The sequence below is a fragment of the Pseudomonas alloputida genome (assembly GCF_021283545.2).
In the GTDB taxonomy this organism is placed as follows: domain Bacteria; phylum Pseudomonadota; class Gammaproteobacteria; order Pseudomonadales; family Pseudomonadaceae; genus Aquipseudomonas; species Aquipseudomonas alloputida.
Window position 1 is genome coordinate 4,089,491 of sequence record NZ_CP128540.1, and the last position, 25,596, is coordinate 4,115,086.

At 62.2% G+C, this 25,596-nt stretch carries 20 protein-coding genes and 1 pseudogene; 9 read left to right on the top strand and 12 right to left on the bottom strand.

The annotated features are described in order from the left end of the window. Positions 1–4 precede the first annotated feature (4 nt). The 8 genes and pseudogenes from LU682_RS18985 to LU682_RS19020 all read right to left on the bottom strand — a co-directional run bounded on the left by LU682_RS18985 (position 5) and on the right by LU682_RS19020 (position 15,767). Positions 5–700: an HvfC family RiPP maturation protein gene (locus LU682_RS18985; protein WP_010953354.1), complete on the bottom strand. Its 696-nt coding sequence runs from the start codon at positions 698–700 to the stop codon at positions 5–7. Then, complete coding sequence (locus tag LU682_RS18990) at positions 693–1,526, bottom strand: HvfB family MNIO-type RiPP peptide maturase (RefSeq protein ID WP_010953353.1); 834 nt, start codon at positions 1,524–1,526, stop codon at positions 693–695. The genes LU682_RS18985 and LU682_RS18990 overlap by 8 nt, the downstream gene beginning before the upstream one ends. A 74-nt stretch (positions 1,527–1,600) precedes the next feature. Further along, positions 1,601–2,092: an HvfA family oxazolone/thioamide-modified RiPP metallophore gene (locus LU682_RS18995; RefSeq protein ID WP_049587597.1), complete on the bottom strand. Its 492-nt coding sequence runs from the start codon at positions 2,090–2,092 to the stop codon at positions 1,601–1,603. Positions 2,093–2,266: 174 nt separating this feature from the next. Further along, positions 2,267–2,818: a DUF4174 domain-containing protein gene (locus tag LU682_RS19000; RefSeq protein ID WP_049587595.1), complete on the bottom strand. Its 552-nt coding sequence runs from the start codon at positions 2,816–2,818 to the stop codon at positions 2,267–2,269. A 228-nt stretch (positions 2,819–3,046) separates the two neighbouring features. Further along, entirely contained in the window at positions 3,047–7,540 is a 4,494-nt protein-coding gene (locus LU682_RS19005; RefSeq protein WP_060489000.1) for an NEL-type E3 ubiquitin ligase domain-containing protein, read from the bottom strand. Between the two features lie 97 nt (positions 7,541–7,637). Continuing rightward, positions 7,638–12,059: pseudogene (locus LU682_RS19010) on the bottom strand (NEL-type E3 ubiquitin ligase domain-containing protein). Positions 12,060–12,137: 78 nt separating this feature from the next. After that, positions 12,138–14,498 carry a DNA polymerase II gene (locus LU682_RS19015; protein ID WP_010953348.1) on the bottom strand — a complete coding sequence of 787 codons (2,361 nt, stop codon included), beginning with the start codon at positions 14,496–14,498 and terminating at the stop codon, positions 12,138–12,140. Positions 14,499–14,564: 66 nt separating this feature from the next. Next, positions 14,565–15,767, bottom strand: a complete 1,203-nt coding sequence (locus LU682_RS19020) for an MFS transporter (protein WP_010953347.1) — start codon at positions 15,765–15,767, stop codon at positions 14,565–14,567. Here LU682_RS19020 and LU682_RS19025 point away from each other — a divergent pair. After that, the gene (locus LU682_RS19025) at positions 15,698–15,988 is read left to right on the top strand and encodes a LysR substrate-binding domain-containing protein (protein WP_232896363.1); all 291 of its coding nucleotides are present in this window, start codon (positions 15,698–15,700) and stop codon (positions 15,986–15,988) included. The genes LU682_RS19020 and LU682_RS19025 overlap by 70 nt on opposite strands. On the opposite strand, the gene LU682_RS19030 is transcribed toward LU682_RS19025, so the two are convergent. Then, positions 15,969–16,889 carry a LysR substrate-binding domain-containing protein gene (locus LU682_RS19030; RefSeq protein WP_010953346.1) on the bottom strand — a complete coding sequence of 307 codons (921 nt, stop codon included), beginning with the start codon at positions 16,887–16,889 and terminating at the stop codon, positions 15,969–15,971. The genes LU682_RS19025 and LU682_RS19030 overlap by 20 nt on opposite strands. Before the next feature lie 160 nt (positions 16,890–17,049). Between LU682_RS19030 and LU682_RS19035 the strand changes: the two genes are divergently transcribed. The 7 genes from LU682_RS19035 (at position 17,050) to LU682_RS19065 (ending at position 22,416) form a co-directional block, all read left to right on the top strand. Further along, entirely contained in the window at positions 17,050–17,838 is a 789-nt protein-coding gene (locus LU682_RS19035) for a YqcI/YcgG family protein (RefSeq protein WP_010953345.1), read from the top strand. Positions 17,839–17,840: 2 nt separating this feature from the next. Further along, positions 17,841–18,467 carry a LysE family translocator gene (locus LU682_RS19040; protein WP_010953344.1) on the top strand — a complete coding sequence of 209 codons (627 nt, stop codon included), beginning with the start codon at positions 17,841–17,843 and terminating at the stop codon, positions 18,465–18,467. A gap of 39 nt (positions 18,468–18,506) precedes the next feature. After that, positions 18,507–19,589 carry a hypothetical protein gene (locus LU682_RS19045; protein ID WP_010953343.1) on the top strand — a complete coding sequence of 361 codons (1,083 nt, stop codon included), beginning with the start codon at positions 18,507–18,509 and terminating at the stop codon, positions 19,587–19,589. A 138-nt stretch (positions 19,590–19,727) separates the two neighbouring features. Beyond that, a complete protein-coding gene (locus LU682_RS19050; protein ID WP_049587593.1) occupies positions 19,728–20,423 on the top strand; it encodes an SEL1-like repeat protein in 696 nt (231 codons plus the stop codon). Positions 20,424–20,570: 147 nt separating this feature from the next. After that, positions 20,571–21,263, top strand: a complete 693-nt coding sequence (locus LU682_RS19055) for an AzlC family ABC transporter permease (protein ID WP_010953341.1) — start codon at positions 20,571–20,573, stop codon at positions 21,261–21,263. Then, positions 21,260–21,574: an AzlD domain-containing protein gene (locus tag LU682_RS19060; protein WP_010953340.1), complete on the top strand. Its 315-nt coding sequence runs from the start codon at positions 21,260–21,262 to the stop codon at positions 21,572–21,574. The genes LU682_RS19055 and LU682_RS19060 overlap by 4 nt, the downstream gene beginning before the upstream one ends. Beyond that, the gene (locus LU682_RS19065; RefSeq protein WP_003250425.1) at positions 21,571–22,416 is read left to right on the top strand and encodes an AraC family transcriptional regulator; all 846 of its coding nucleotides are present in this window, start codon (positions 21,571–21,573) and stop codon (positions 22,414–22,416) included. Before LU682_RS19060 ends, LU682_RS19065 begins: the two co-directional genes overlap by 4 nt. Before the next feature lie 48 nt (positions 22,417–22,464). Here LU682_RS19065 and LU682_RS19070 read toward each other — a convergent pair whose 3' ends face one another. Beyond that, complete coding sequence (locus tag LU682_RS19070) at positions 22,465–23,682, bottom strand: MFS transporter (RefSeq protein WP_049587591.1); 1,218 nt, start codon at positions 23,680–23,682, stop codon at positions 22,465–22,467. Between the two features lie 456 nt (positions 23,683–24,138). Between LU682_RS19070 and LU682_RS19075 the strand changes: the two genes are divergently transcribed. After that, complete coding sequence (locus tag LU682_RS19075) at positions 24,139–24,366, top strand: hypothetical protein (protein ID WP_003250422.1); 228 nt, start codon at positions 24,139–24,141, stop codon at positions 24,364–24,366. Positions 24,367–24,415: 49 nt separating this feature from the next. On the opposite strand, the gene LU682_RS19080 is transcribed toward LU682_RS19075, so the two are convergent. Then, the gene (locus LU682_RS19080) at positions 24,416–24,898 is read right to left on the bottom strand and encodes a copper chaperone PCu(A)C (RefSeq protein ID WP_010953337.1); all 483 of its coding nucleotides are present in this window, start codon (positions 24,896–24,898) and stop codon (positions 24,416–24,418) included. Further along, a complete protein-coding gene (locus tag LU682_RS19085) occupies positions 24,899–25,507 on the bottom strand; it encodes an SCO family protein (RefSeq protein WP_003250418.1) in 609 nt (202 codons plus the stop codon). Between the last annotated feature and the right edge of the window lie 89 nt (positions 25,508–25,596).

The window sequence follows — 25,596 nt, forward strand, 5'->3', positions numbered from 1 at the left end:
GCCTTCACACTGTTCCGACAATGACACCCTGCTCGCGAAATGCTTCCAGCAATGCCAACCCTTGCTGCACATCCCCGCCCAATGCCTGCAGCCGCTCTCTTCCGGTCCCCTGCTCCACCAGCAACCGATACGCCATAGGTGCCAACCGGGCAAAGCGCACCTGCAACCGGGCATCGCGATAAACCAGCAGCAAGCTCGGCGATGCTGGGGCAGCCGTTGGCTGGTAGTCCACGCCAATGCGTTCCACCGGCCAACGATAGGCCAGGACCCGCGCCACACAAGACAACAATGGCTCTCCAGCCAGCAGGTCACCACTCGGGTCATGCGCCGGGTCCTCGGCATCGCTCAGGTACAGTTGCGCCTCGACCCACTCATAGTGCGCCAGCTCCAGCTGCCAAGGGGTGTCCAGCGCCACATGTTGCAAGTAGTCGACGAACGTCTCGGCAATTTCGGTAAACAACGGCGTCTGGCAACGGTAACTGGCGTAGAAATCACGTACTCGGGCATGCCAGCGCTGCTCGCCCAACGCCTGGCGCATCACCGGGAAGCTGCCAGCCAGCAAGCCTTCGATGGCGCCATAGAACAACTCACGGTAAACCTTCAGGCGCCGGGCCTCGACGCCGGGCGGCGGGGCATGGCGCTGTGGGTCGCGCAGGTGACGGGCCAAGGCATACTGCTGCGCACGCAGGGTCTCATTCATCTGCTTGCCCTCCGGCAGCGCATTGCACGGCACGCATACGCGCCGTCTCGGCCAACAGTTCGGCCAAGGGCGGATAGTTGAAATCACGTTCAAGCACCGTCGGCTGTACGCCAAAGCGCGCACAAGCGCTGGCGTACAGCGCCCAGACATCCTCCTTCACGGCTGCCCCATGGGTATCCACTTTGAGGTCCGGCGCTTCATCGTAATGCCCGGCAACGTGCATCCCGGCCACGCGCGCCTGAGGCAAGCCTGCAAGGAATTGCTGGGCGTCGTAGCCATGGTTGCAGGCGTTGACATAGACATTGTTGACGTCCAGCAGCAGGTCACAATCTGCTTCTTCAAGCACCGCCTGGATGAAGTCGAGCTCGCTCATCGCCTGATACGGCGCGGCATAGTAGCTGATGTTCTCCACGGCAATGCGCCGCTCCAGCTGCTCCTGAGCCTGGCGTATGCGCGCGGCCACATGGCGTACGGCTTCATCGGTGAACGGGATGGGCATCAGGTCGTACAGGTGCCCGTCATCACTGCAGTAGCTCAGGTGCTCGCTGTACAGTCGCACCTGGTATCGGTCGAGAAACTGCCGGGTCTGCTCAAGGAAATGTCGGTCCAGCGGGGCACTGCCACCCAGCGATAAAGACAACCCATGACAGGTGACAGCAAAGCGCTCCGCCAACTGGGCCAAGCCCTTGCCATAGGCGCCGCCCACGGCAATCCAGTTTTCCGGCGCACACTCCAGAAAGTCCACTGCACCCGCCTCCATGGCCAGCAGTTCCGGCAACAGGCCGCGACGCAAGCCTAGGCCAACGTTCAACATCGCAGGAAACATAAAAGTTCTCCAACAGGCACAACGCCCCACCTGGCCAGCAGGAGGAGCGTTGTGGCGTTTCATGGGGTAGAACGTCAGGGTTTGCCGGTCAGGTGGCTGAACAAGCCATCCGGCATGGCTTTGCCATTGGCCTGGTAAATCGCCTTGAGGTGATCGGCCGCTTCCTGCTCGGAGATGAAACCGTCATGGTTGCGATCGATCGTGTCGAAATCACCGGCACGGTCCTTGGCCACCGCCAGAAACTCATCGCGCGAGACCTTGCCATCGTGATTGCTGTCGGTTTCGGCGAACGAGGCGTCACCACACTTGCCTTCACCACACTTGCCCTCAGCCCCGGCCTTGGCGCCGGCGCCGCATTTACCCTCACCGCACTTGCCTTCGCTTTGGGAAGCCTTGCCGCTCCCCCCGCACTTGCCCTCACCACACTTGCCCTCGCCGGCCACTTTGGCCGAGGCCAGTTGGTAACCTTGAGCCAGCGGCTCGACGGCGAACGCACTGTTGCTCAATGCCATGCTGCCAATCAGGGCGGCGCCGAGCAGGCCGAGGGTGTTTTTTGCTTGAGTCATGATGCAGCTCCACTGGGGTTGGAAAGTGGAGCCATTAGGCCGTTGCGGTTTGTCGGGGATGTATCGTGCCAGGCGCGCTTTTGTATGGCAGTAGGTCTGCAGCACAGGCAGATACAGTGCGATACACACCACCCGGCAACGGGCCCCAAGGTGCCTTGGGGCCATGAGGCGTGATCAGTCTTCCAGCGGTTTGGGCGGGGCCGCTGGCTTGGCGGGCTTGGCCGGCTTGCTGTCCTTTTCCTTGGCTTGCGGGGCCGCCGCTACGGGCTCGGGTGCCGCCACCGCCTTTTCGCTGGCAGGCAGATCATCGACCGCCTTGAGGATCACCTGCGGGTCGATGGCCTCGCCGGTGTCGTCGTCCTTGAGCATGTGCCGCTCACCGTCCTTGCCCACCAGAATCACCTTGGTACCCTTGCTCGCCCCCAGCTTCAGTTCCCGAATCAGGGCCATTGTGGTCTGCTGCTCCAGGTTCTTGTCTTCTCGCTTGCCCATCATGTTGGCGACGCTGTACAGGACAAGGTTGCGCTCCTTGAACGCGGCCTGGGTGGCCGGGTCCTCAAGCGCCTTGTTCAGCCCTCGCAACGTCGGGTCGGCACTGCTGGGAGCGATAACCACCAATGGTCTGGCCTTGCCCAGTTCCTTGGCTAGAGGCGCATCACTGTCTGCGGCAAACAGGGGGCCGGCAACAGCAAGCAAGGTTGCGAGGGTCAGTGACCGGACAAGCATGCGTATCTCCTTATTGTCTCGATAAACCAATGACTACAGATCACGGAGAAAAATCCGACAGGGAGCCTAAACCACTTCATTCCAGAACGGGGTGTGTAAAAGTAACTGTCGATTTCCGAGCCACCTGAAGCCAAGACTACGGCGCTGGTACAAACCACATTCAGCTTGATTGAGCATAGCCCAAAGCCGCTTTGGCAGGGCCGGGCAAGCCCTTACCCTGAGCGCATGTCAACGTACATCGATCGATGGCCCCTTGGGTCCCATTTCCATCGCTTGAATCGTCATATCCAGCATCAGCCCTCTGCGTGCAGCGCGCTGAGCATCACGAATGGCATCCGCCTGGTCGATCATGGCCCCTTCGCTCAGCGCTTCGTCGTCAAGGACCCTTTCAAGCTGCCTTCTGAACGGCAGGTCGACCGCAGCGAATCGCTCAGGGTGGGAACGTTCCAGATGCGCCTGCCAGAATTCACGGTCAACCATGGAGCGGGCAACCTCTTCCGGGGTTTCTGCATCCCGCACCGCAGCCTCTGCTTGTGCAAGGTCCGCATCCAGAACGCCTGAGATCGCAAGAAAGCTCATTTCTCCCACCTGCAATGGCAGGTCGAGACACTCCCTCAGCCCGATCCTGAAAGCCAACCCCACCTCGCTTCCTTCCAGCGCCCTGCCATGCTGTAGCGCCCATCGGGTAGCGAACAGGTCTACTGCATCCTGGCGCCATAAACGCTTGCCCAGGTCTAGCAAAGCGCGTTCGCTTTCTCCTTGAGCCGCGTGCTCAACCTGCCAAACCAGCAAGTTCAGTTCAAGGTTACTCAAGCACCAGGTTGCACCGTCCTGGCACCCCCACTCATCATTGGCCACCGACAGCAAGTTCTGCCGCAGCTCTGGCGTAATGGCCATCGCCTGCAGTACCGCCATGACCCGATTGCCCAGTGCACGCGCATTGACACGAAAGTCTTCGGACAGCAACAACTGGCGAAGCACCCGGAAAAAACGCTCGGCGTCCTGCCCTGAATCCAGCGAGTCCCAGGCAGCAAGCATCAAGCCGCGATGCTCCGGGGCCACGGCATCCCCCCATACTTCACGCGCGTGCTGCAGCCGCAGAAGCACTTGCTCCTCGTCGAGGGCAGGATCGTCGCTGCTCAACGAAGCCTGCAAGCGTAACGTCTGGGCCTCGCCCAAGGGGTTCGCATTCAAGCGGAACCGCCGCCGCTGCCACACGGGCAACTGGTAGAAACCCTCTGGAATGTGTCTGATCCGGTTATCCCGCAAGTCAATGGATACCAACTGAGCGTTGTCGAACACGCCCAGTGGAAACTGCGAGATCTGTGTGTCGCGCAAGTTCAGCCAACGCAATTCAGCCAAACCCGCCAACGTGAACCGGCTCCCCAGGGGGTTGTGGGACAGGTCGAGAGACTGCAGGCTCGTGCAACTGGCCAGTGTGGCGGTTTGTGCGATGTTCAGGACGATCCGGTTGTTGGTCAGGCTCAGATGCCGCAGCTGCGCTATCTGCAGCAACGGCTGCGGAAGGCGCGTCAACAGGTTCCCTCCCAGATCGAGGGTTTGCAGGTTAGGGAAAGCCAGCAATAGGCTGCTGGGCACCTCCAGAAGGTCAAGGTGCAGCAGCGACAGGCTGGTCACACCTCTGAAGCTGACCTGTGGGGGTATGTTGGGCAAGCCGCTCGATCTGAAATTGCAGAACATGACGTGGAGGTTTTCCTGTGCATTGATTTGCAGTTCCCCCACGCCCACCGACCGCCGCCAGCAATTGAACAACGTCTGGCGTAGAGCCTCTCGATCTTCCCTGACATCGCCCTGCCCTCGTGCCACCCAGGTATTCAGTGTCATGCGCAGGATGGCGAACTCATTGCGAAGGTCAGCCAGTACGTGTTCAATCTGATGCCCTGAACGCCTGGCGTCATCGGCGAAGGTCTCGACCTGCTCATCACTCAACCACGGAAAGAGATCGCGCAGCGTTGCCCTCAGGGCACTCCCCCTTGATGCAAAACCCCCTACTCCGCCACCACCCAGCGGATAGCCAATACGTCCATCGGCCAAGCGCATGGGCCCTCGGGCAGCACCTGGGCGTACCGCGCCAAGCAAACGACTGATCTCATCACGATGGCGTGCCGCTTCGCGCGCCAGTATCACCCTGAGGTTGTGCGCGAATGGATCGCCGATCCCCATCGCCTGCCGTTGCGCTTCGGTATAGGCTGACGCCATGACATCGAACAACTCGCCTGCCTCACCCAGCGCCGTGCCCTGGCTGCCATGCAGTTGAAACCTACCGTTGACGTGCACCAGATCGAACGCCCGCGGCCCTTGCTCGGTCTTCGCCAGTATCGGCCCGCCCAGGGAGCCTTCGTACAGGCGCCAGCGCACACCTTGTTCGCTTCCGGGTAGATACCGCAACAAGCCCAAGGCCACCCGTGCCAGGTCTGCATGCTGCGGCGTATCAAGGTACAACGCTTCAAATACCCGAGCCTGGCGGGTAGCCAGCACGCTGCCCCTTGCCGCCTCGGCCAGCCCCAGTGCAACCCTTCCGCTGGACAGCAGCCGCATGCGATCAACGCTGCTGGCGGCCTGTACCAGTGCTTGCGCAGTGCGCGCGCTCAGCCCCGGGAACACCCGGCGCAGCGCCGCGCTGCCGGGGGTGTCGCTGGGCTGCAAGGCTTCGAAAAGGTGCTGCAGCAGTGTTCGGCGCTGCGTCCAGGCCAACGCGGCCAGTGCCTGATCTGTCAGGCCACTCGCACCTGGCAGGCGCCGAGCGTGATCGAGCACTGTTGTATCTGCTACCGGCTCGCCGCTGCGCAGACGGCCAATCATGCTGCGGATGCGTTGATCAAGCCTGACCCGCGCCACGCTGTCGATCATCCCGGGGCTCGGTGCCTGGGCGTGTACATGCAGGCCACGCAGGTCGTCGCCATCAAGGCCGTGGAACAGCAGAACCTGATCGATCTGTTCGTCATTCAGCCCACTGAAGGGCTCGCCCAGACGCCGGAACATGCGGTATCTGTCGGTCCATCGAGCCGGTTGCTCGCACCACAATCGCCAGGCACCAGAGCCGTTATGACGCAGCAACGGCCCGTGGCCGTCGACCGGATACAACTGCCATTGATCATCACCCGCCTCTGTCACGCGATAGTGATGCCCGTCCATTTCGATCCAGGCCAGCCCGTCCTGATGCCGAATACCCAAGGCGTCCGGGCTTAAGGCTGCAACGGGTGCCTGGCTTTGAAACGGAGTCACGTCTTGTTGCCAGAGTTTCTCTGTGCCGTCCTCCAGCCGAGCCGGCACCAGGGCATCGACCTTCGCAGAGCGTGCCCAAACCCGTCGAGCCACACCCACCCCGGCTACCGTGGTCGCGAGCACAGCAAGGTCTGTCGCCACATGGGTCAAATGGTCGAGCGCCTCCTGGCGATCGCCTTCCTGCCAGGCCTCGACGCCATGGTAGACCTCGCCCAGCAGTTCGCAGGCCGTCACGGCCAGCAGCGCCAGGCCAACCCCAGGCACAAAGAAACTGGCCAAGTTGAGCAGCGCCCATCCTTCAGCGGCAAGGCGCAGGTCATGCTGGCGCTGAACCTCACGATCCAGCCTGGCCACGGGGACCGCGATCATCGCCGCATCGTCCTTGATCTGGTGGATATGTGCCTGTGCCAGGCTGATGAACAACGGCTGCGGGTAAGCCTGCAAGCGCGGTTCGAGATCGCGGAAAGCCCAGCTCGGCAGGTCATCGAAGCGCTCCGCGACCTGGGCGAAAAAAGCCTGGCTGTCTCGCCGCAGCACGAAGCGGCTGAAGAAACGCTGATAGGCCTTGTCTCGCAAGCAACGGCCCAGTTCGCGGTTCAGTTTGTCGACGCTCTCGAACGCGCGCCAGGGCGAAAAAGGGTCCCCAGGCACGTAAAGCAAAACCCGCCGCGTCGTGTTGAACAGGACGCCCTGCTCAATGACAACGAACACGGTGACCTGCTCAATCTGGCAACCCAGCAATTTCAGTTGCCTGGCCAGCACAAGGTCGCCCGCCAGGCGCGGCAGCTCCCCCTTCTCGCACACAGCCACCATCACATTGAGTTCGCTGGCATCCAGCGTTCCCTCCTGCCTGGCTTTGTAGGCGTCCACAAGCATGGTGTAGCGCCTGGCATCTACAAGCTGAGACACCAGGCGCTCGGCATTGCCAGCGGGCGTGAGGATGGCATCCAGATGACGTTGATAGCGCTCACCCAGGTCCAGCTCACGACACAGTCCGGCAAACTCGATGCTTGTAGGGGGTTTGACCGTGCCGTGGCGGGGAAGCAGCAGGCGGTTACCGCGCGGCTGGCCACCTTCCTGCGCCTGGGCGGCCGTGAAGTTGCGCAATGCCACTTCGAGCAGCGGCTTTTCTTCATAGACCACGGCCGTCAGGTGCGCGCCCACCGGCTGACTGTTGATCACAGCTTCCCGGCGGCCCTCCAGAAACCTGAGCGAGTAAGGGTTACGGCCAAGCCCATAACGCTCGTCGAGGGCCTTTCCCAGGGCTGATGCGACGAAACTGTCGATGCCCTCGATACCTCGCAGCACCGTGTTCACTTGCTCACAGCAGCGAAGGCTGTTTGACAATGCCCTGCCGATCTCAGGCAGTTGCTCAGCAGGTGCATGACGCAACCAGGGTGGCAGGCGCCTGCCGATGATGCCGTCCTGGAAAGCATCGATGGCGGCCTGCGCATCTGACGGCAAAGTGGTGTCCATAGCGGGGGCCTCTTCATGAAAAGAGGCCAGACTAAGTTGCCTGCTCCCCGCCAGGCGCTATATAGCTAATGCCTGCGCTCAGACAACCGCCAACCCGCTAGCTGAGCGGACGCTGCACCGTATTCCGGTCCAGCGCCTCCAGCGTCAACTGCAGCAACACCGCATGCTCGCGTTGCTGGTTGCTGGTCTGCAGCCGTGCGATATCCTCTTCCCGATTTCCCAACGCCATCAGCCGTTCCAGTTCAGCGTGCATGGAGGGTGGCACTTGCAAGCGAACCGGGAAAGTCTTGTGCAGGTAATCCTGCCAGAACCACTGGCGTGACAGGTAATCAGCAATGCCCTCCCGGGTCTGTCGCGCCAGGACCCTTTCACGGGCCAGGAGAAGGTCCTGGTTACTCAAGGCAGGGATCCCTGCATAGAGCATTTCATCGGGTTGGCCAGGCAAGTCCAGAGACTTGCGCAAGCCGATTCGATAGGCCAAGGCGAATTCGATCGATTCAGCGCCCGCCCCCACCCGATAAGCATGTTCAGCGGCAATTTGCTCAAGCACCGCCAACCGCCACATCCGGGCACCGAGCTTCAGCAAGGCCCGCTCAGGCCGGGCAGATCCGCTGTGCCTCGTGCGCCATATCATCACTCGCAGTTCCAGGTCGGCGAAACGTGCGGTGGCGTTATCCTGGCAACCGGTCGCAGCTGCGTGCTCGAACAGCTCTTGCCTGAGGACATCATGCTCAGACATCGCCTGGAGCATGTCGAACACACGGGCCGCCAACGCGGATGCAGTCGATGAGAAACTGAAGGCGCCGGATTCTGTCAGCATCGACAGGGTATTGAAAAACTCTTCCGATTGCTGCTCGGCCTCCAGATGGGCCCACAGTGCAGCCATTTCATCTCGACGTTCGCCAGGCAACGCATCCAGAATACGCAACCGGTAAGGCACGCGACTGGCCTCAAGCAAATGCCAGGTTGAAACCCCGTCATGCGCGCCTTCCAGCGGATTGCCGGAAAGCTCGACCCTGCCCGAACGCCACAACTGCGACTGATGAAAACCCTCGGGCAGTTCAGAAATACGGTTGTCGCTGAGGTTCAGGGTGTGCAGTTCTGGCGCGTCCATCAGCCCGTAGGGAAACCCGGGCATCTGGGTGTTTGACAGGTAGAGGGCATTCAGTTCGGTCATTGCCTGGACGGAAAATGCCCTGCGCAACGGGTTGTCCGAAAGGTTCAGGTACACCAGGGACCGGCAATCTGCCAGGACCAACGCCTGGCCTTGGTCGAGCGTGATCTGGTTACCGGACAAGTCGAGTACCTCCAGCTTCTGGGCAAGCATCAAAGGCAATGGCAAACGCGTGAGTCGGCAATGGGTGATTTCCAGGTTGCGCAAGTTGGGAAACGCCCGCAGAAACTCATCCGGAACGTGCTCCACGCGCATGGCGCGCAAGGCCAGGATCGAGACGTGGGGAAAGCCCACTTGCGCGGGCAGGGCCGGCAGATGGCGCAAGCGGCTGATGGTCTGGGTCAGCATGAAGCGCCCGTCATCCAGTGCCGCTTGCCCTTGCAGTTCCGGCACAAGACAGCGCCAGCAGTTGATCAGCCCCTTCCAGAACTCACGCCGGGCGGCCAGTTCTGGTGACAGCAAGGCACTGCGTGCCCACTGGGTCAAGTGCCTTTTGAGCACCCCATATTGCTGCTCCAGCATGGATAACCTGGCCTGCGCGTCAATTGAGGCCAACCAGCGCCCGATCTGTTCGTCGGTAAAGGCCGGGTACAGGTCTCGCAACCGGGCCTGAAGCGCCCTTGGCCTGTTTCGCCCTAACGCCCCCCAGAGCCTGCCGCCCGCCATGGGGTAACCAATCCGGCCATCAGCAAGACGTTGCGGCGCGAGAAACGAGCCGCTCGGCTGTTCCAGCCTGAGCAGGTTCACCACGGTCTGGCGTTGGTCGAAAGCCACGTTGGTCAGCGCCTGGCGCTACGCAGGCACGAAGGGCTGGCCTTGGCCGATGGCCGCTTGCGATGCGTCGTCATAGGCTGCTGCCAAGGTCTCGAACAACTCCCCCCTCTCACCGGCAACCGTGTGCGTTGGGGCACGCAGGCGGAACAGCCCATGACGATGAAGCAGGTCGAACGTCTGCGCCGATCCCTCGACCGTCAGTAACGGCTCGCTGGCATCACCGTCGTACAATCGCCACCCCGGCCCGCCAGCCCCCGGCACATGCACCAGCAGATTCAGGACCACACGTGCCAGGTCGAGGTTTTGCGGCGTATCGATGCACAGCGCCTCGTACACCCGCGCCATTCGAATCCGCGCAACCTGCAACCTTGCTGCCTCGGCCATCAGCAACGGCACACGCCCCGTCTCACGCAAAAGCTGCAGGTCATCCTCGCTGGCATCGCGCAGCACCTCATCCGCGGCCAAGCGGTGCAGGCTGGCAAAGTTCTGTCGTAAGAGGCGGCCAGTTTCAGTGTCGGGATTCTGCTCTTCGTACAACGCCTGAAGCAGTTCTCGTCGCCCGGCCCAAGCCACATCGGCCAACGCTGCTCCTTCCTTGCCGGCGGCTTGTGGAAGGCGCATGACCCGCTCCAGCAGTTGCGGGTCTGCGGTTACACCGCCCTCGCGCAACTGGTTGACCAACGTACCAATCCTGCCGGCGAGCCGCACGCGCGTGACGGTGTCGAGCAGCGCGGCCTCCGGCGGTCGGCCATACACATGCCATGCCCGCAGATGCTGATCATCCAGGCCATGAATCGCCAGCGACCGGTCGATCTGCGCATCGTCGAGGTCGCTGAATGACCCGCCCAGGCGGCGGAACAACTGGCGTGTGTCGCCCCACTCGGCGGGCTGTTCGCACCACAGCCGCCACGCACCGGCCCCATTGTGACGGAGCGGCGGCGCATAGCCCTGGTAAGGGAGCAATTGCCACTGTTCATCGTCATTGTGCCAGGTCATCTCATACCAGTGCCCGTCCATGCTGATCCAGCGGCGCTCGCCAACACGGTGCACACCCTCCATGTCCGGCACCGCCGTGTCTGGCGGGCTTTCGCAGCGATAGGGGCCGAGGTCTGCGTTCCACAGTTTTTCCTCACCGTTTTCCAGCTGCGCCGGTACCAGGTTGTCCACCACACTCCAGGCGCGTCGGGCCGTGGCGACTACGGCAACGGTTGCCCCGACAGCCAGCAGCCCTTTGCCTACATTCAGCAGGTGCGCCAGCGCTGCATTGCGCTCGTTTTCCTGCCAGTCCCCTACAGCCTGGAACGTCTGCTCAAGCAGTTCCCAGGCCATCACCCCCAACAACACCGCGCCGATGCCAGGAACGAAGAACCCTGCAACACCCAACAGGGTCCAGCCTTCAGCACGCAAACGGCGGGCGTGTTCGGCCTGGACCTCGCGATCAAGCAAGGCCACGGGCGGCGCGATCATCGCAGCATCGTCCTTGATCCGCGCGACCCAGTCGTCAGCAAGGTGTTCGAACAATGGCAGGCGATAGGCGAAGGTCTGCTCATCGAGGTCCCGGGTAGCCCAGCTGGGCACGTCATCGAGGCGCTCACTGACGGCCGAGAAGAATCGCTGGCTATCGCGTCGGCGCACGAAGCGGTTGAAGAAGCGCCGGTAGTCATCTTCGCGCAGGCGTTTGCCAAGCACCCGGCGGGCATAATCTTCCAGGTCGCTGCGCACGCTCCAGGGGCCGTGCGGGTCACCCGGTACATAGACCAGCACGCGCTTGCTGGTGTTGAACAGCAAGCCTGCGTCGATCACGTCCAGCACGACGATTTGCTGCAAGCGGCAACCGAACACCGCCAACTGGCGTACGCGAACCGAGGCGCCTTCGAGCTTGCCGAGCGTGTCCTTGGTGCACAGCGCCACCACCCACTGCAGTTCGTCTGCGCTCAATATGCCCTGCGCCCTGGCCTGCAGGGCATCCACCAGCATGCTGTAGCGTTGCCGTCGCGTCAGCAATCCCCTGACTTCGGGCTGAAGTACCGAATCCAGATGCGCCTGGTATTTCTGCCCAAGATCCAGCGCTCGACACAGCCTGGCGAAGCCCGGTGCAGACAGTTCACTACGCCTTGCGCCGCGCACATCGACCAGGCAATTGCCCTGTGGCTGGTCGCGCTGCTGGTCTGCGGTGAAATTGCACAAAGCGGCCTCGAGCAGAGGAATGTCGTAGTAGTCGCTGCCGACAACCGGAAACCGACTGGTTACATAATGGATCGTGTGTGAGGGAAAGGTGTACCACTGGCGAAAGTACAGGCGATCGACATCAAGGTCGCCGTGGGCACCGAGCGCTTGCTGCAGCAAGGGCCGGGCAAATGCATTCAGGTTGCTTAGCCGCGCCAGCGCTGACGCCAAGCCTGCACGGCAGGCCAGCAGTTCAGGCAGCGCCTCGCTCAGCAGGGTGAATTCGGCCATGCTCAGCCGCTTCATCCAGGCCGGCAACCGCTGTGCGATGTAGTGGTCCTGGCATGCTTGTGCCATGGCAAGGGTATCGACCGCAGCCGATGGTTGACTGCTATTGTTCTGCATCTCTGCCTCCGCGACGACATGGAAGGCCGAGTCTGAAGACTGTTGCGTCAGGCTGACGCCTAGCTATCTACCACCCGCTCAGAACAGCAGTAACTGATGGTCGGTAAGGCGCGCGAAATCATCGCCGACAAAGGGCAGGATGGCGTCGGCCACCGGCAGTAGCTGACGGCTGATGTAGTGATCGTAGTCGATCGGTGCCTGCAGGTTTTCCAGCGGCTCAGGCCCGGCGGTGGTGATCACGTAACTGATCCAGCCCCCACGCTGGTACTGCAGAGGGCGCTGCAGACGCTTGTTGTAGTCGTCGGCAAGGCGTGCGGCACGCACATGCGGCGGCACGTTGCGCTGGTAATCAGCCAGCGGGCGACGCAGGCGCTTGCGATAAACCAGCAGTTCGTCCTGCTCGCCCGCCAACGTGCGCCGTACATACTCGCGGACATAATCACGGTAGGGCTCGCTGCGGAACACACGGCCGTAGAGTTCCTGCTGGAACTGCCGGGCCAGCGGTGACCAGTCGGTGCGCACCGACTCCAGGCCCTTGTAAACCATTTCTTCAGCACCGTCGGCCCGCTGCACCAGGCCGGCATAGCGCTTCTTGCTGCCCTCGTCGGTGCCGCGGATGGTGGGCATCAGGAAGCGCCGGTAGTGCACCTCGAACTGCAGTTCGAGGGCGCTGTGCAGGTTCATGGTCTCGTGCAGATGGGCTTGCCACCATTGGTTGACCTTTGCCACCAGTTCTCGGCCAATGCGCGCCGCGTCTTCCTCGGCGTGGGCACCCTTGAGCCAGACAAAGGTGGAGTCGGTGTCACCGTAGATCACATCGTAGCCACACGCCTCGATCAGGGACCTGGTCTGGCGCATGATCTGGTGGCCGCGCATGGTGATCGACGACGCCAGGCGCGGGTCGAAGAAACGGCAACCGCTGGAGCCAAGCACGCCATAAAAGGCATTCATGATGATTTTCAAGGCCTGCGACAGCGGCGCATTGCCCTCGCGCTTGGCCGCTTCCCTGCCCTGCCACACCCGTTCGACGATGGCTGGCAGGCAGTGCTGTGTGCGTGAAAACCGCCCACCGCGAAAGCCCTCGACCGAATGTGCGTCGTCAGGCTGGCGTAGGCCTTCGATCAGCCCGACCGGGTCGATGAGAAAGGTCCGGATGATCGACGGGTACAGGCTCTTGTAGTCCAGCACCAGCACCGAGTCGTAAAGCCCTGGCCGCGAATCCATGACAAACCCGCCGGGGCTGGCTTCGTCCGGCCGGCTGCCAAGGCTGGGCGCGACAAAGCCAAGGCGGTGCATCTGTGGAATGTACAGGTGACAGAACGCGGCTACCGACCCACCGCTGCGGTCCACGGCCAATCCCGTCACCGAGGCACGTTCGAGCAGGAAGTCGAGCAGCCGGGTATGGGCGAAAATGCGCGTGACCAGTTCGCAGTCCTTCAGGTTGTAGCGTGCCAGGGCCGGTTTGTCTTCGGCGAAGCGGCGATTGATTTCGTCCATGCGTTGGTACGGCGTGTCGATGGCCTTGCCTTCACCCAGCAGGGTCTGGGCAACGTTCTCCAGGCTGAACGAGGCAAAGCTCCAGGTGGCCGAACGCAACGCCTCGATGCCATCGATCAGCAGCCGCCCCGGCGCATCGGCGAAAACATGGCCACCACCGGCATGGCTGCGCAGGGTCATGACCGCACCGTTGCGCCCCAGGGCCAGTGGCACCTGCAACGACTTGGCGTGCTCATGCAGCAGGCGCAGGTCGAACTGCACCAGGTTCCAGCCAATGATCGCGTCCGGGTCATGCCTGGCCATCCACTGGTTGAGCCGGGTGATCAAGGCGGCGCGATCGGCGCAATACTCCAGGTCGAAGTCAAGCCCGCTGGCATCGCCGTTGGCCGGGCCGAGCATGTACACCTGGCGCTGGCCACAGCCCTCCAGCGCGATGCTGTACAGCTCGCCACGCTCGCTGGTCTCGATATCCAGCGACACCAGGCGCAGCGCCGGGCGATAGCCTGGCTGCGGCTTGAGCTGGGCGTCCCGGTAAACGCCCTGCGCATCCGGCTGGCCAGTGAACTGCACCGGTGCCGTGATGAAGCGCTCCATGAGGTAACGCTCCGGCGGCCGGATATCGGCCTCGAACACGTCGATACCGGCCGTGCGCAGACGCTGCTCCAGTTGCATCAATTGGCGATGCTGGCGGGTATAGAGGCCGAGCATCGGGCGATGCTCGAAGTCCTTCAGGCGCAGTGGCTTGAGCTTCGTCCCGGTTTCGTTGGCCAGCAGCACACGGGCGTGCTCGGCCTGCGCCTGAGGAATGAAAGCCACCGACTCCTGCGCCGCCAGCCGCAACAGTCGCGGCCCGGCATCGGTGGCCAGCCAGAACTCCACGCAGGTGCCTTCCGGCGTATCGTGCCAGTGCCGGGTCAGGACAAAACCCTGCTGCAACTCCACTGCGTCGACCTCTGGATTGTCTTTAGATGGCGTTATTCTACCTGTGTCGTGCCTGGCATGAGTGTTTTAGCGCCTCCCCGCCACAAAACCGCTTCCCCGCCCGGCCACGGCCAGCAGCCAGGCCAAGGCGATCAACCCCAGCACTACCCCGCCAAACCACGCCACGCCGGCCCCAGCCAGCAACAATCCGCCAATGATTCCGCCCAGAGCAATGGCGCAGTTCCACACCGTCACCAGCATCGACTGCGCCACATCACCACCCTGGCCTGCGGCGTCGGCGCACGCTGTCTGCAGCAGGGTCGGGGCGCCGCCATAGGTCATTCCCCACAAGGCGATGCTCAGGTACACAAGCCACGACGATGCCTGCCCCAATGCCAGCGTGGCCAAGGCAAAACCGGCCAGGCTCAGCAACACCAGCTTGCGCAGGTGCCGGTCGACCAGCAGCCCTACCAGGCCGATCCCGGCCAGCGCCGACAGACCAAACACCATCAGCACCGGGCCAATGTCCGCAGCCATGCCAGCCGCCGCCAGCAACGGCACGATATAGGTGTAGAGAATGTTATGGCCAAGGATCCAGGTGAGGATCACCAGCAATACGATCAACACCCCTGGCGTGCGCAATACCTGCATGGCCGCCGGGCGCTTGCCGGCAGCCTGCCCCGGGTAGTCCGGCACGGATCGCAACACCCACACCACCAGCTGCGACGCCACCAGCGTGACGACCACGAACGTCGCGCGCCAGCCCAGCCCCGCTCCCAGCCATGTCGCAATCGGCAAGCCGAGCGACAAGGCAATCGGCTGCCCAAGCATGGCCAGCGCCATGGCCCGGCCCTGCAACGGCACCGGCACCATGCGCCGGGCATGGCCAGCAATCAGGCCCCATGCCAGGCCGGCCGCAGCCCCCGTGAAAAAGCGCAGCACCAGGGTCAGCGTGTTGGAGTTCGACAAGGCCGTCAGCCCGTTGAACAGCACGAAGCCGATGATCGCCAGCAACAGCGCCCGGCGCCGATACCAGCCTTGGGTCAACGTCACCAACGGGATGGCGGTCAGTAACGAGCCCAAGGCATACGCCGTGACCCATTGCCCAGCCATGGCCTGGCTGATGTGCATGCCATCGGCGATCTGGTCGAGCAGACCCGCCGGCGCATACCTGCCTGCATTATCGCTTCCCCAGCAACGGCAAGCTGGAAACCTGGCCGCTGCGCCAGGAGCATCCCGAGCAAGCCTATGACATCCCCATCTCGATGGTCTGCAACCACGTCGAAACACGCGTTTGCTTTGCCTTGAACCACCGCGGCATTACCTGTCTGCCGGACTTCAACGTGGGTCGCGAACTGGCCGATGGCTCACTGGTCAGTGTCCTCGACGACTTCATGGAACGGCGCGGCAGCTTCTATCTGCTGTGGCCGTCCGGGCGGCAGATGCCGCCAAAGTTGCGGGTATTCATCGACTTCATGCTCGCTCGGGTATTCAACCGTACAGGTAGTTGATGTCCTTGTAGGCCAGCGGCGGTACCTGGCCGAGCAGGAAGTCACGCAGCTTGTGCATCTGCCGCGCTTTTGGGCTGGCCTTGAGCCAGGTCATGTAGTAACCGTCGCCGGTGGCCACGGCATGCTTGAAAGGCGTGACCAGGCGCCCGGCGGCCAGGTCGGTGCTGGCCAGTACCAGATCGACCACTGAAATGCCCAGGCCTTGCTGGGCGGCCGATATGCCCTGGTCGAGGGTATCGAACACCTGCCCCTGGTCGATGCTGATGTCCAGCGCATCCATTCGCGCCAGCCAACGCCGCCAGTCACGCCGGTCGGGTGACGGGTGCAGGAACTCGCATCGGGGCAGGTCGGACAGTTGCGGTTGCACCTGCGTCATGTAATCCGGGTGACATACCGGGATCAGCCATTCATCGAACAGCTTGAAACTCTCGATATCGGCGGGAAATCGCCCGCTGGCCAGGAGAATGGCACAGTCGTAGGGCTCGGAATAGAAATCCACGCTGTCGATATCCATCCACACACTGGACAGCTGCACACTGCAGTTGTCCTCGACCTTCTTGAACGCATCCAGCGCCCGCAGCAGCCAGCGCACCGTGAGCGTGGACGGCGCCTTCAGGCGCAGGCCGTAGCGATCCTGACGCAGCAGTGCGCAGGCATTCTCGATGATCTTGAAACCGACCTTCAGCTCTTGCGCCAGCAGGCGGCCGTGCTCGGTCAGGCTCAGCTTCGGGCCCCGACGTTCGAACAGGTCGCAGCCGAACAGGGCTTCGAGGGTCTTGATGTGGTGGCTGACGGCGCCCTGGGTCAGGGCCAGCTCTTCAGCCGCACGGGTGAAAGAGCCATAGCGAGAGGCCACCTCGAAGGCACGTAACGCGTGCAAGGCCTGAATCCGTTCCGACATGGCGGCGTCCCGAGCATGAGTAGGACTAATAGTAGGTCATAACTCCACGCGTTTTACAACGACAAGAGCGTCTCGGAAAATGCCGGTAAATAACAAACATAACCAAGATCCTGCCTGCATGTGACTGGAACGTTCACTTAAATCAACGCCTGGGGAAATCATGTTTACGGGATATGGAAATTGCTATCGCCTGGATGCGCTGGAGCTCGCCGCTGAACATGGTCACACCATGCAACACTGGACGTTCAAAACCATAGAACACTTTCGCAGTATTCTCGCCAACCCCGAATTCCCCTGCCTGTTCGGCCGCAAGGCGGTAAACGGCGAAACCTGCCACATTCTCTTCGCCCGCGCCGAGCAACTGGCCGATGATATCGCGCAGGGCCTGGCCAACTATGTGCGCACCGTCGCACCGATCGCACCCAAGCAGCGCATCGGCAGCCCTTTGGTGGTGTTTCTCGAAACCGCAGCCGGCAGCAGCCTGGCCGAGCAGCAGGCCTTGGCCTGGAAGGTACTGCGCGGCGTGCATGCGCGCGACCCGCACCCTTGGCCTCAAGGCATCCCGACCGATCCCGACGATACCGGCTGGTCGTTCTGCTATGCCGGCATGCCGCTGTTCATCAACATGAACTTCCCCGGCCACCAGCAGATGAAAAGCCGCAACCTGGGCCAGCACATCACCTTCGTCATCAACCCGCGGGAGAACTTCGACGAAGTGGCCAACGCCAACACCGAGAGTGGCAAGCGCATCCGCGAGCGCATTCGCGAGCGCGTGCACCACTACAACGACGGCGTTGTGCCCGACACCCTTGGCTTTTTCGGCGATACCGACAACTACGAGTGGAAGCAGTATCAACTGCAGGAGGCAGGCTCGCTCAACCCGTCACGCTGCCCCTTCCACGCCCATGCCGCACACCAGCCGACACCCGACATACTGATCGAGAACTGACCGTGAATACCGCACTCACCGCCACCTACGCCCTCACCGTGCTGCTACTGATCGCCACTCCCGGCCCGGTGGTGGCACTGATCGTCAACACTGCGGCCGCCTCCGGCTCGCGCAAGGCCATGTTCACCGCCGTCGGCACCAACTGGGCATCACTGGTGCTGATCGGCGCGGCAGCGTGGATCATCCTCACCAGTGCCGCCATCGACAAGACATGGCTCAGCACCATGAGCCTGCTGGGCTGCCTGTTCATCGGCTACATTGCCGTGGGCACGCTGAGGGACGCCCTGCAGGCACCCGCGTCAGACGCAGCGAGCGAGGCCCCCAAGGCTGGGCGCGGCGGGCTGATGCAAGGCTTCATGGTGGGCATTTCCAACCCGAAAGACATCATTTTCTTCATCGCCTTCTTCCCGCAGTTCATTCAGATCACCGAATCGTTCGGCAAGAGCATGGTGGTGCTGTCGCTGCTGTGGGTGGCCATCGATTTCGCCGTGCTCAGCCTGTACATCTTCGCCATCGGCAAGATCGCCTCGCAGCGCAGCAACCGCATCATCAGCCTGGCGTCGGGCGTCGCCCTGCTGCTGATCGCCGCCGGCGGCCTGCTGTACAACCTCAAGGAACTGGCGGCCTGAATCTGCTGCAAAGTACCCGGCTTAAGCGAAGGAGAGACCATGACCACGACTGACACGCGCCCGTCTCCTTCGCCGCTGCAGCAGGACTACCAGCGCTTTCTCCTGCTGGGCAGTCGCCGTGCCCCCTATACCCTGCATGTGCACGAAACCGGCTACCGCTCCGGCACCATCAACACCGATGCCCTTGGCCTGCGCTACAGCCATTGCGCCGGCAAGCGCTTTTCGGCGGCCGAGCACGGGGGTGCGTCGCGCATCAACCTGCTGGTCGGCGGCTCCACAGCCCTGGGCATCGGCGCCAGCTCCGACGAACACACAGTGGCCTCGCACCTGTCGATGCTCACGGGCGAAGTCTGGCTGAGCCTGGCCGGCTGCGGGCTGAACGCCACCCAGGAATTGATGATGTTCCTGACCCACCAGCACCGCCTTGGCCAACTCGGCCATGTGGTGGTGCTCAGTGGCCTCAACAGCCTGGCCCACGAAGCCCTGTGTGAAGTCCTCGCAGGTACCAACGACCCGCAGCACGCCAAGGCCTACCAGGCCTTTCTCAACAGTTTTAGCGAAGGCATGCAGCCCTGCGCACCACCTCGTCGGCAGTCGCTGTGGCGGCGCATCGGACAAGCGCTGACCCCTCCTGTGGCCGCGCCCCCGGTCAGCTGGCCACTGTCGCCCCCGGAAAAACGGCTGGCCCGTGCCGCCGACAACATTGGCCGCACCTTGCGCCAATGGGATCGCCTGCTGGCAGACAGCCACGCCACGCTCACCTTCATCCTGCAACCCTTGCTGCCCTGGTGCCGGGATACCCTGCCCGCCGGAGAGCAAGCCATGCTGACCGCGCTGCAGCAACAACCGGCGAACTTCGACCGGCTGCTGGAGGGCGCATTCGACAGACAGTTGCATTCGGCATTTTTCCGCCGCATCAAAAGCCAGGCCGACCCGGTGCCCTGCTACGACATGAACTGCATGCTCGACAGCTCGCCCGTGTTCGGCGCCGACCTGTTCATCGACCGCCTGCACCTGAACGATCTGGGCAACAATGCCTTGGCCAAGGTGATCACCGCCAAGCTTGGGCTGGCCCAGGAAAAACATGCCCAGCGCAAGGTCACGCCGATCAAGCTCGTCTGACAGTTGTCGGGTGGTCTTTCGGCCACCCCCCTTGGGTGGCTAGAATACGTCGTCGTTACGATTTGCCCGAGGCGCACGTTTGACCGCCATGAACACCGAAGCCGTCCATCCGTACTTGGCCACCCATGGGGTTTGCCTGTGAGCCTTGTGCGACGCCTGCCCCCGCTATTGGCTGCGCTGATGCCGCTGGCCGCGCAAGCGCTGGAGGTACGCATCGACCCTCATGCCGACCTGCTCTACCGTCAGGCCTTGCCGCTACTGGAGCAGGCCGACAACCAGGACGACGCTGCCAGCACGCTGCACACCGCAGTGGGCGGCGACCCTGAGCTTAGCCGCCAGGGCCAGGCCATGGCTCACACCTTGCCGACAGCGGTTGCCCTGCTGAAAAAATCGGTAGCGCTTGGCCACCCGGTCGCACAGTACCGCCTGGCGCTGTACTACATGACGTACCTGCCCGCCGCGCAAATCCCGGACGCCGCCTGCCCGTTGCTCGAAGCCAGCCTCCAGCAGGGTTTTGCCGCACCGGCGCCCGCCATCGCCACCTGGTGCCGGCCCTACAACGTCAGCAGCGAGTACCGTACAGCGCTGGAGGCCATCCCCAGCATGGCCACCGTGTACGCCCCCTACTACCCGCAACCGGCCACGCGCCTGGCCTGCAACCGCAGCCGGCCACAAGGCCTGGAAATGCTGTGGGGGCGTCAGCGCGACTACCAGGCCGAGGTGTACCGCCTGCTTGGCGACCTCGACCCACAGCAGCGCACGAGCCTGCTGCAGAAAGCCGTAGACATCAATGGCTGCGCAACGGCGCAACAGCTGCTGACCAGCCGCCCATAACCCAGGGTCATTCGGGGCCGCCTTGCGGCCCTGTTGTCAGTTGGCCACTGAGGTTGAGACGAACACGCCTCGACCAGCAAGATCGTTCAAGCCATCCCCTGCCCCGTCTGTCATGCTGGCCTGCCTCGTAGCCGTCATGCAGCCATCATGCCCCACATCGCCCGCCAAGCCTTTCTTCACGGCGCCATTGCCATTCTCCCGTTGTCCCTGGCCGTTGCCCCTTGGGGCCTGCTGGCCGGATCCATGGCCATCGAGGCCAACCTCAGCGCCTGGCAGGGGCAAGGGCTGTCGGCCATCGTCTTCGCCGGCGCCGCACAGCTGGTGGCCATTGGCATGCTCAAGGGGGGTGCCAACCTGGCATCGATCCTGCTCACCACCCTGCTGCTGACCTCGCAGCACCTGCTGTATGGCCTGTCGATGCGCCCGGTATTGTCCAGCCAGCCGCTGCGCTGGCGCCTGGGCCTGGGCTTTCTGCTGACCGACGAATTCTTCGCCCTGACCAGCCAGTACGACCGGCAGCAATTCAACCGCTGGTATGCCTTGGGGGTGGGCCTGACCTTCTACATCGCCTGGAACCTGTTCACCCTGGCCGGCATACTGCTGGGCCAGAACATTCCACACCTGGACCAGTTCGGTCTGGATTTCTCCATTGTCGCCACTTTTGTCGCCCTGATCGCGCCCCTGGTGCGCAACCTGGCCACCGTGGTGTGCGTAGCCGTGTCGCTGTTCTGTTCGGTGCTGTTCAGCTACTGGCACTGGGAAACCGCCCTGGTGGTCGCAGGCCTGCTGGGCATGAGCGCCGGGTTCATCTGCCAGAAATTCGCCGGAGCCCGCGCATGACCTGGATCCTGATTTTCGCCATGGGCGCCATCGTGTTTCTCAACCGCTACGCATTCCTGGAGCCGCGCCTGCCCTTGCGCCTGAGCTCGAATGCCCGGCAGTTTCTCGGCTTTGCCGTGCCGGGCATGCTCACCGCCATCTGCGGCCCGATCATCTTCATGCCTGACCACCAGCTCAACCTGAGCCTGCTCAACCCCTACCTGCTGGGCTCCCTTGTAGCCATCGCCCTGGTGCTGTTGACCCGCAGCGTATTGCTGAGCATGCTGGTGAGCATGTTGATCTTCTTCCTTCTGCGCAGCTGGCTGGCATGAGCCCGCCCTTGCGCGAGCAGACACACCTCTGGCAGGCGCCAGCCCTTGGCGACGTCGAGATGCTGCACGCTCGCTACTATCAGCAGCGCTTCGCCCCGCATGTGCACGAAGGCTATGTATTCACCGTGATCGAGTCGGGCGCCCAGCGCTTCTGGCACCGCGGCAGCGAGCACCTGGCACCGGTCGGCAGCATGGTGCTGATCAACCCCGACGAACTGCATACCGGCGCTACGGCCCATGAAGCCGGCTGGCGTTATCGCGGCTTCTATCCCGAGCACGAGCGGGTGACCGGTGTGCTTGACGAACTGGAACTGGGCCGCCACGGCATGCCCAGCTTCAAGGACAGCGTGATCCATGACCCGGCCCTGGCCCTCGCGTTCAGCCAGCTGCATCAGTTGTCCGAAGCCAGCGCCAGCGCCTTGCAGCAGCAGACGGCCTGGCGCCAGGCGGTGCTGGCCCTGGTGCAGCGGCACGGGCAGTGCGCCGAGCCTTCGGCCCCTGGCCACGAACCCCTGGCCGTAGCCCGCGCCCGCGAACTGCTGGAAAGCCAACTGGCCGACCCGCCCTCACTGGAAGCGCTGGCGGCAGCAGTCAACCTGTCGCCGTTCCACTTCGCCCGGGTGTTCCGCCAGGCCACCGGACTGCCACCCCATGCCTGGCTGAAGCAACGCCGCCTGGCCCGCGCCCGCGAAATGCTGAAGCACGGCCTGGCCGCTTCGCAAGTGGCGTTCGACCTCGGCTTTGCCGACCAGAGCCATTTGAGCCGGCAGTTCAAGCAGGCCTATGGGGTGACCCCGGGGGCGTATCGGCAAGCCTGCGTTCATTCTGCTCTACGCGCGTGAAAGGGCGGCAGCGCCCTCTCGAACTTGCATCTATACGCCAGGCCCAAGCTATGTACGGCTGTCGACATCTGGGCCACGTCCTTTCATGTTCCAGCGCACTGGCGCGATGAGTAACATGAGCGTCATCCAGATAAAGGTTGCCGGCCCCGCAAGCACGAAGACCAAACTGGCAATCAACCCTGATACGGCATCACTCATCACGGCGGTGAAGTAATAGAGGGAAAAATTCCTGCCCACTTCATGCTCCCTCGACAAGCACTGGATGTTGGTCACGATTGCGATATCGACAAATGCACCAATGAAACCAACCAGGAACAGAATCAACAGGAACAGCCAGTTATTGAATTGCAGCGCCACTGCTGCAGCAAAAAACAGCCCGCCATAGAGCATCCAGTAACGCAGCACCAATCCTGCGGTTGTGCGCGGATTGAAGCGCGTGTAGAGCATGCCCCCCACCACCGTGCCTGCCGCAAGCAGTGAAAACACGTATCCAACCGCCGCTTCAGAGGCGAAGTGCTCCAGCACCGATGCTGGAAGGATAAAGCGAATCACCGACGTGGCGAACATCGCACAGAGTGTGGTGCAGCCAATGACAGCGAACAACGGCGCATTGCCGGCCCTCAACTGACTCACACTGCCCGCCGCATCCCTGATTATGGCGCACCCATCGAATGCCTGTTGGACACTACACCTGGCAGGCGTCAAGGTAGCGATACAAATGGCCGACACGATAAGGCACATTGCAAAAAACAAGAAAGTGGCTTCTCGAGACAGCAGTAACACACAGGCCGAAAAGACCAGCGGCCCGAGGATCGAGGCGGCGTCCTCGATTACCTGGATACCGCTGTTCACCGTGGCTAACTCATCCTTTTCGACAAGGTCCGGAAAGTACGCGCGAAACGTGGGCACATAAAGGCATTCGAGCGCTGTCATGACCATTGCGAGGCCCACCAACGCAAGTAATACTGGCGTGAACACGCTGAACAAGGCAAAGAAGGAAAGTGCCAGCAGGCCTTTTGTCACCTCGATTGCTAATAGTGTGTGTTTCTTGTTGGCGTTATCTGCCAGCCAGCCACCCAATGGCGAAAACACCACACTTGGCAAGTAACGAAAAAAGTAGGCGATGCCGATCAAAAGCATATCCGCATCTGTGATGGACACGATCGCCACGGCAAATGCAGCCTCGAAGGCAAATTCACCACATTTGGAAAAGCTGTAGCCCAGCGACAGCGAACGCGTTCCGGGGTTAATGCGCAATGTCAGCATTAGCGGGTACTTCCTGGCGACATCGCTCCTGAACACTTGGATTGCAGATTCATATGGGCACTCCTTTGAGCCGATTGAGATTGCCAAATATTGGCCAACTCAATCTAAGACTCGGCCAGGATTGAGCTCAACATGAAAGTTGTAACAACGCCGATGCTTTCTGCAAGCGAAAATCAGAAACCCGGAATTTTCCTACAACAACCATTCTTTGAATGCAGACCCGACGGCATTTTCCCGACTGTGCAGTTGAGCACTTCAACAGGTCACGTTCAGAAATCGAGCCCTGAATCCCTTGCACGGCACGAGCATCAACTTTAAACACGCTGTTTATAAGTAACGAGTTGTTACTGGGCCGCAAGAGCAGCCACTGGCAGCTGCCGCAGCGCACCTTGCAAAGGCCGCAAGAGCCTGGCCAACCCTCTGCTACACTGACAAGGCTGAATGGAGGATCCTGCCATGTCCGAAAGAGAGCTCACCACCCTTCTGTCGTTGATGAACCAGCGCCAGGCCTGTCTGAGCAGTGCCTGCAAGGAGATTGCCGACTGGATCGACCGGCAGGGCGATGTGCCCGCCGCCGGCAAGATCCGCGCTAGCCTGAAGGCACTGGAGGCCGATGAGGCCCAGGTTCGCAAGACCCTGACGTCGCTGACCCTCGACAGACCGCTGCCGCGCTTTCGTAGCTGAAAGGCGCAGTTGAAAAGAAAAGGGCCGCTGAACGCGGCCCTTTGATCTGTCAGTGGTTCATGTGCATGTGATCATGCCCACCACCCGCGTCGGCGTTGAGCGCACGCACTTGTGCCTGAACTTCCAGGGTTTCCTTGGCGCCCTTGGCATCCTCGATGGTCAGGGTCAGAGGCACTTTGTCACCCTCCTTCACCTGATTGTGCAGGCCCATCAGCATGACATGCAGGCCATTCGGGTCCAGGGTCACTGCCTTGCCGGCTGGCAATTCGATAGCCTTGACCTCACGCATGCCCATCACGTCACCGTTCATGGTCATCTCGTGCACCTGCACGGTCTTGGCCACGGGCGAAGCCACGCCCACCAGCTTGCTGTCGCTGCTGGCAGTCAGGACCATGAAAGCACCGGTGGACTGCTGGTGCGGCACGCTGGCACGCACCCAGGCATCACTCACGGTGGTCTGGGCCAGGGCCGGCAGGGCCAGCCCCATCAGTACCAGGGCAGCCAGACCGCGTTTGATCGGTTGCATCGACATTCAGCAGATCTCCATCAGGGTGACCAGATCTTCGGCGCATTCCTTGGCGTTCAGGGAATGGCCCAGGCTCAGGCGCAGGGTGCCACGCGTATCGTAGACGTAGCTAGTGGACGAGTGAGAAATGGTGTAGGTGTCTCCGGCCGGAACCTTCTCGTAAAACACCTTGAATTCCTTGGCCACGGCGGCAATTTCCTCGGGGGTGCCGGTCAGCGCGGTGAACGTCGGGTCGAAGGCCTTGACGTAGGCATCGAGCACCTCGGGCGTGTCGCGCTCCGGGTCCAGGGTGATGAACACCACCTGGAACAGGTCGCGGTCGCGGCCCCTCAGCAGCTTGCGAATCTGCGCCGCCCGCGCCAGCGTGGTCGGGCAGACGGCCGGGCACTGGGTGAAGCCGAAGAAGACCATCGGCATGCTGCCGTAAAAGCTCGACAGGGTGCGCACGTTACCTTGCGGGTCTTTGAGGCTGAACTTGCGCCCGAGGATTTCGTTGCTCATGTTCTTGCCGTACTTGAACTCGAGCCCCCGGGCCGGGCTGCAGCCTGCCAGCAGGCCAAGCCCGAGAACGCCCATGCCGGCGACAACCGCACGCCGGGTCAAAAGATCATTCATGAAACCATCCTTTACAGGGAAGGTGCCGGCCCTCGGGACGGGCCGGTCGAAAAACCGGTGCATTCTGGCATGACACCCAGAGGGGTTCT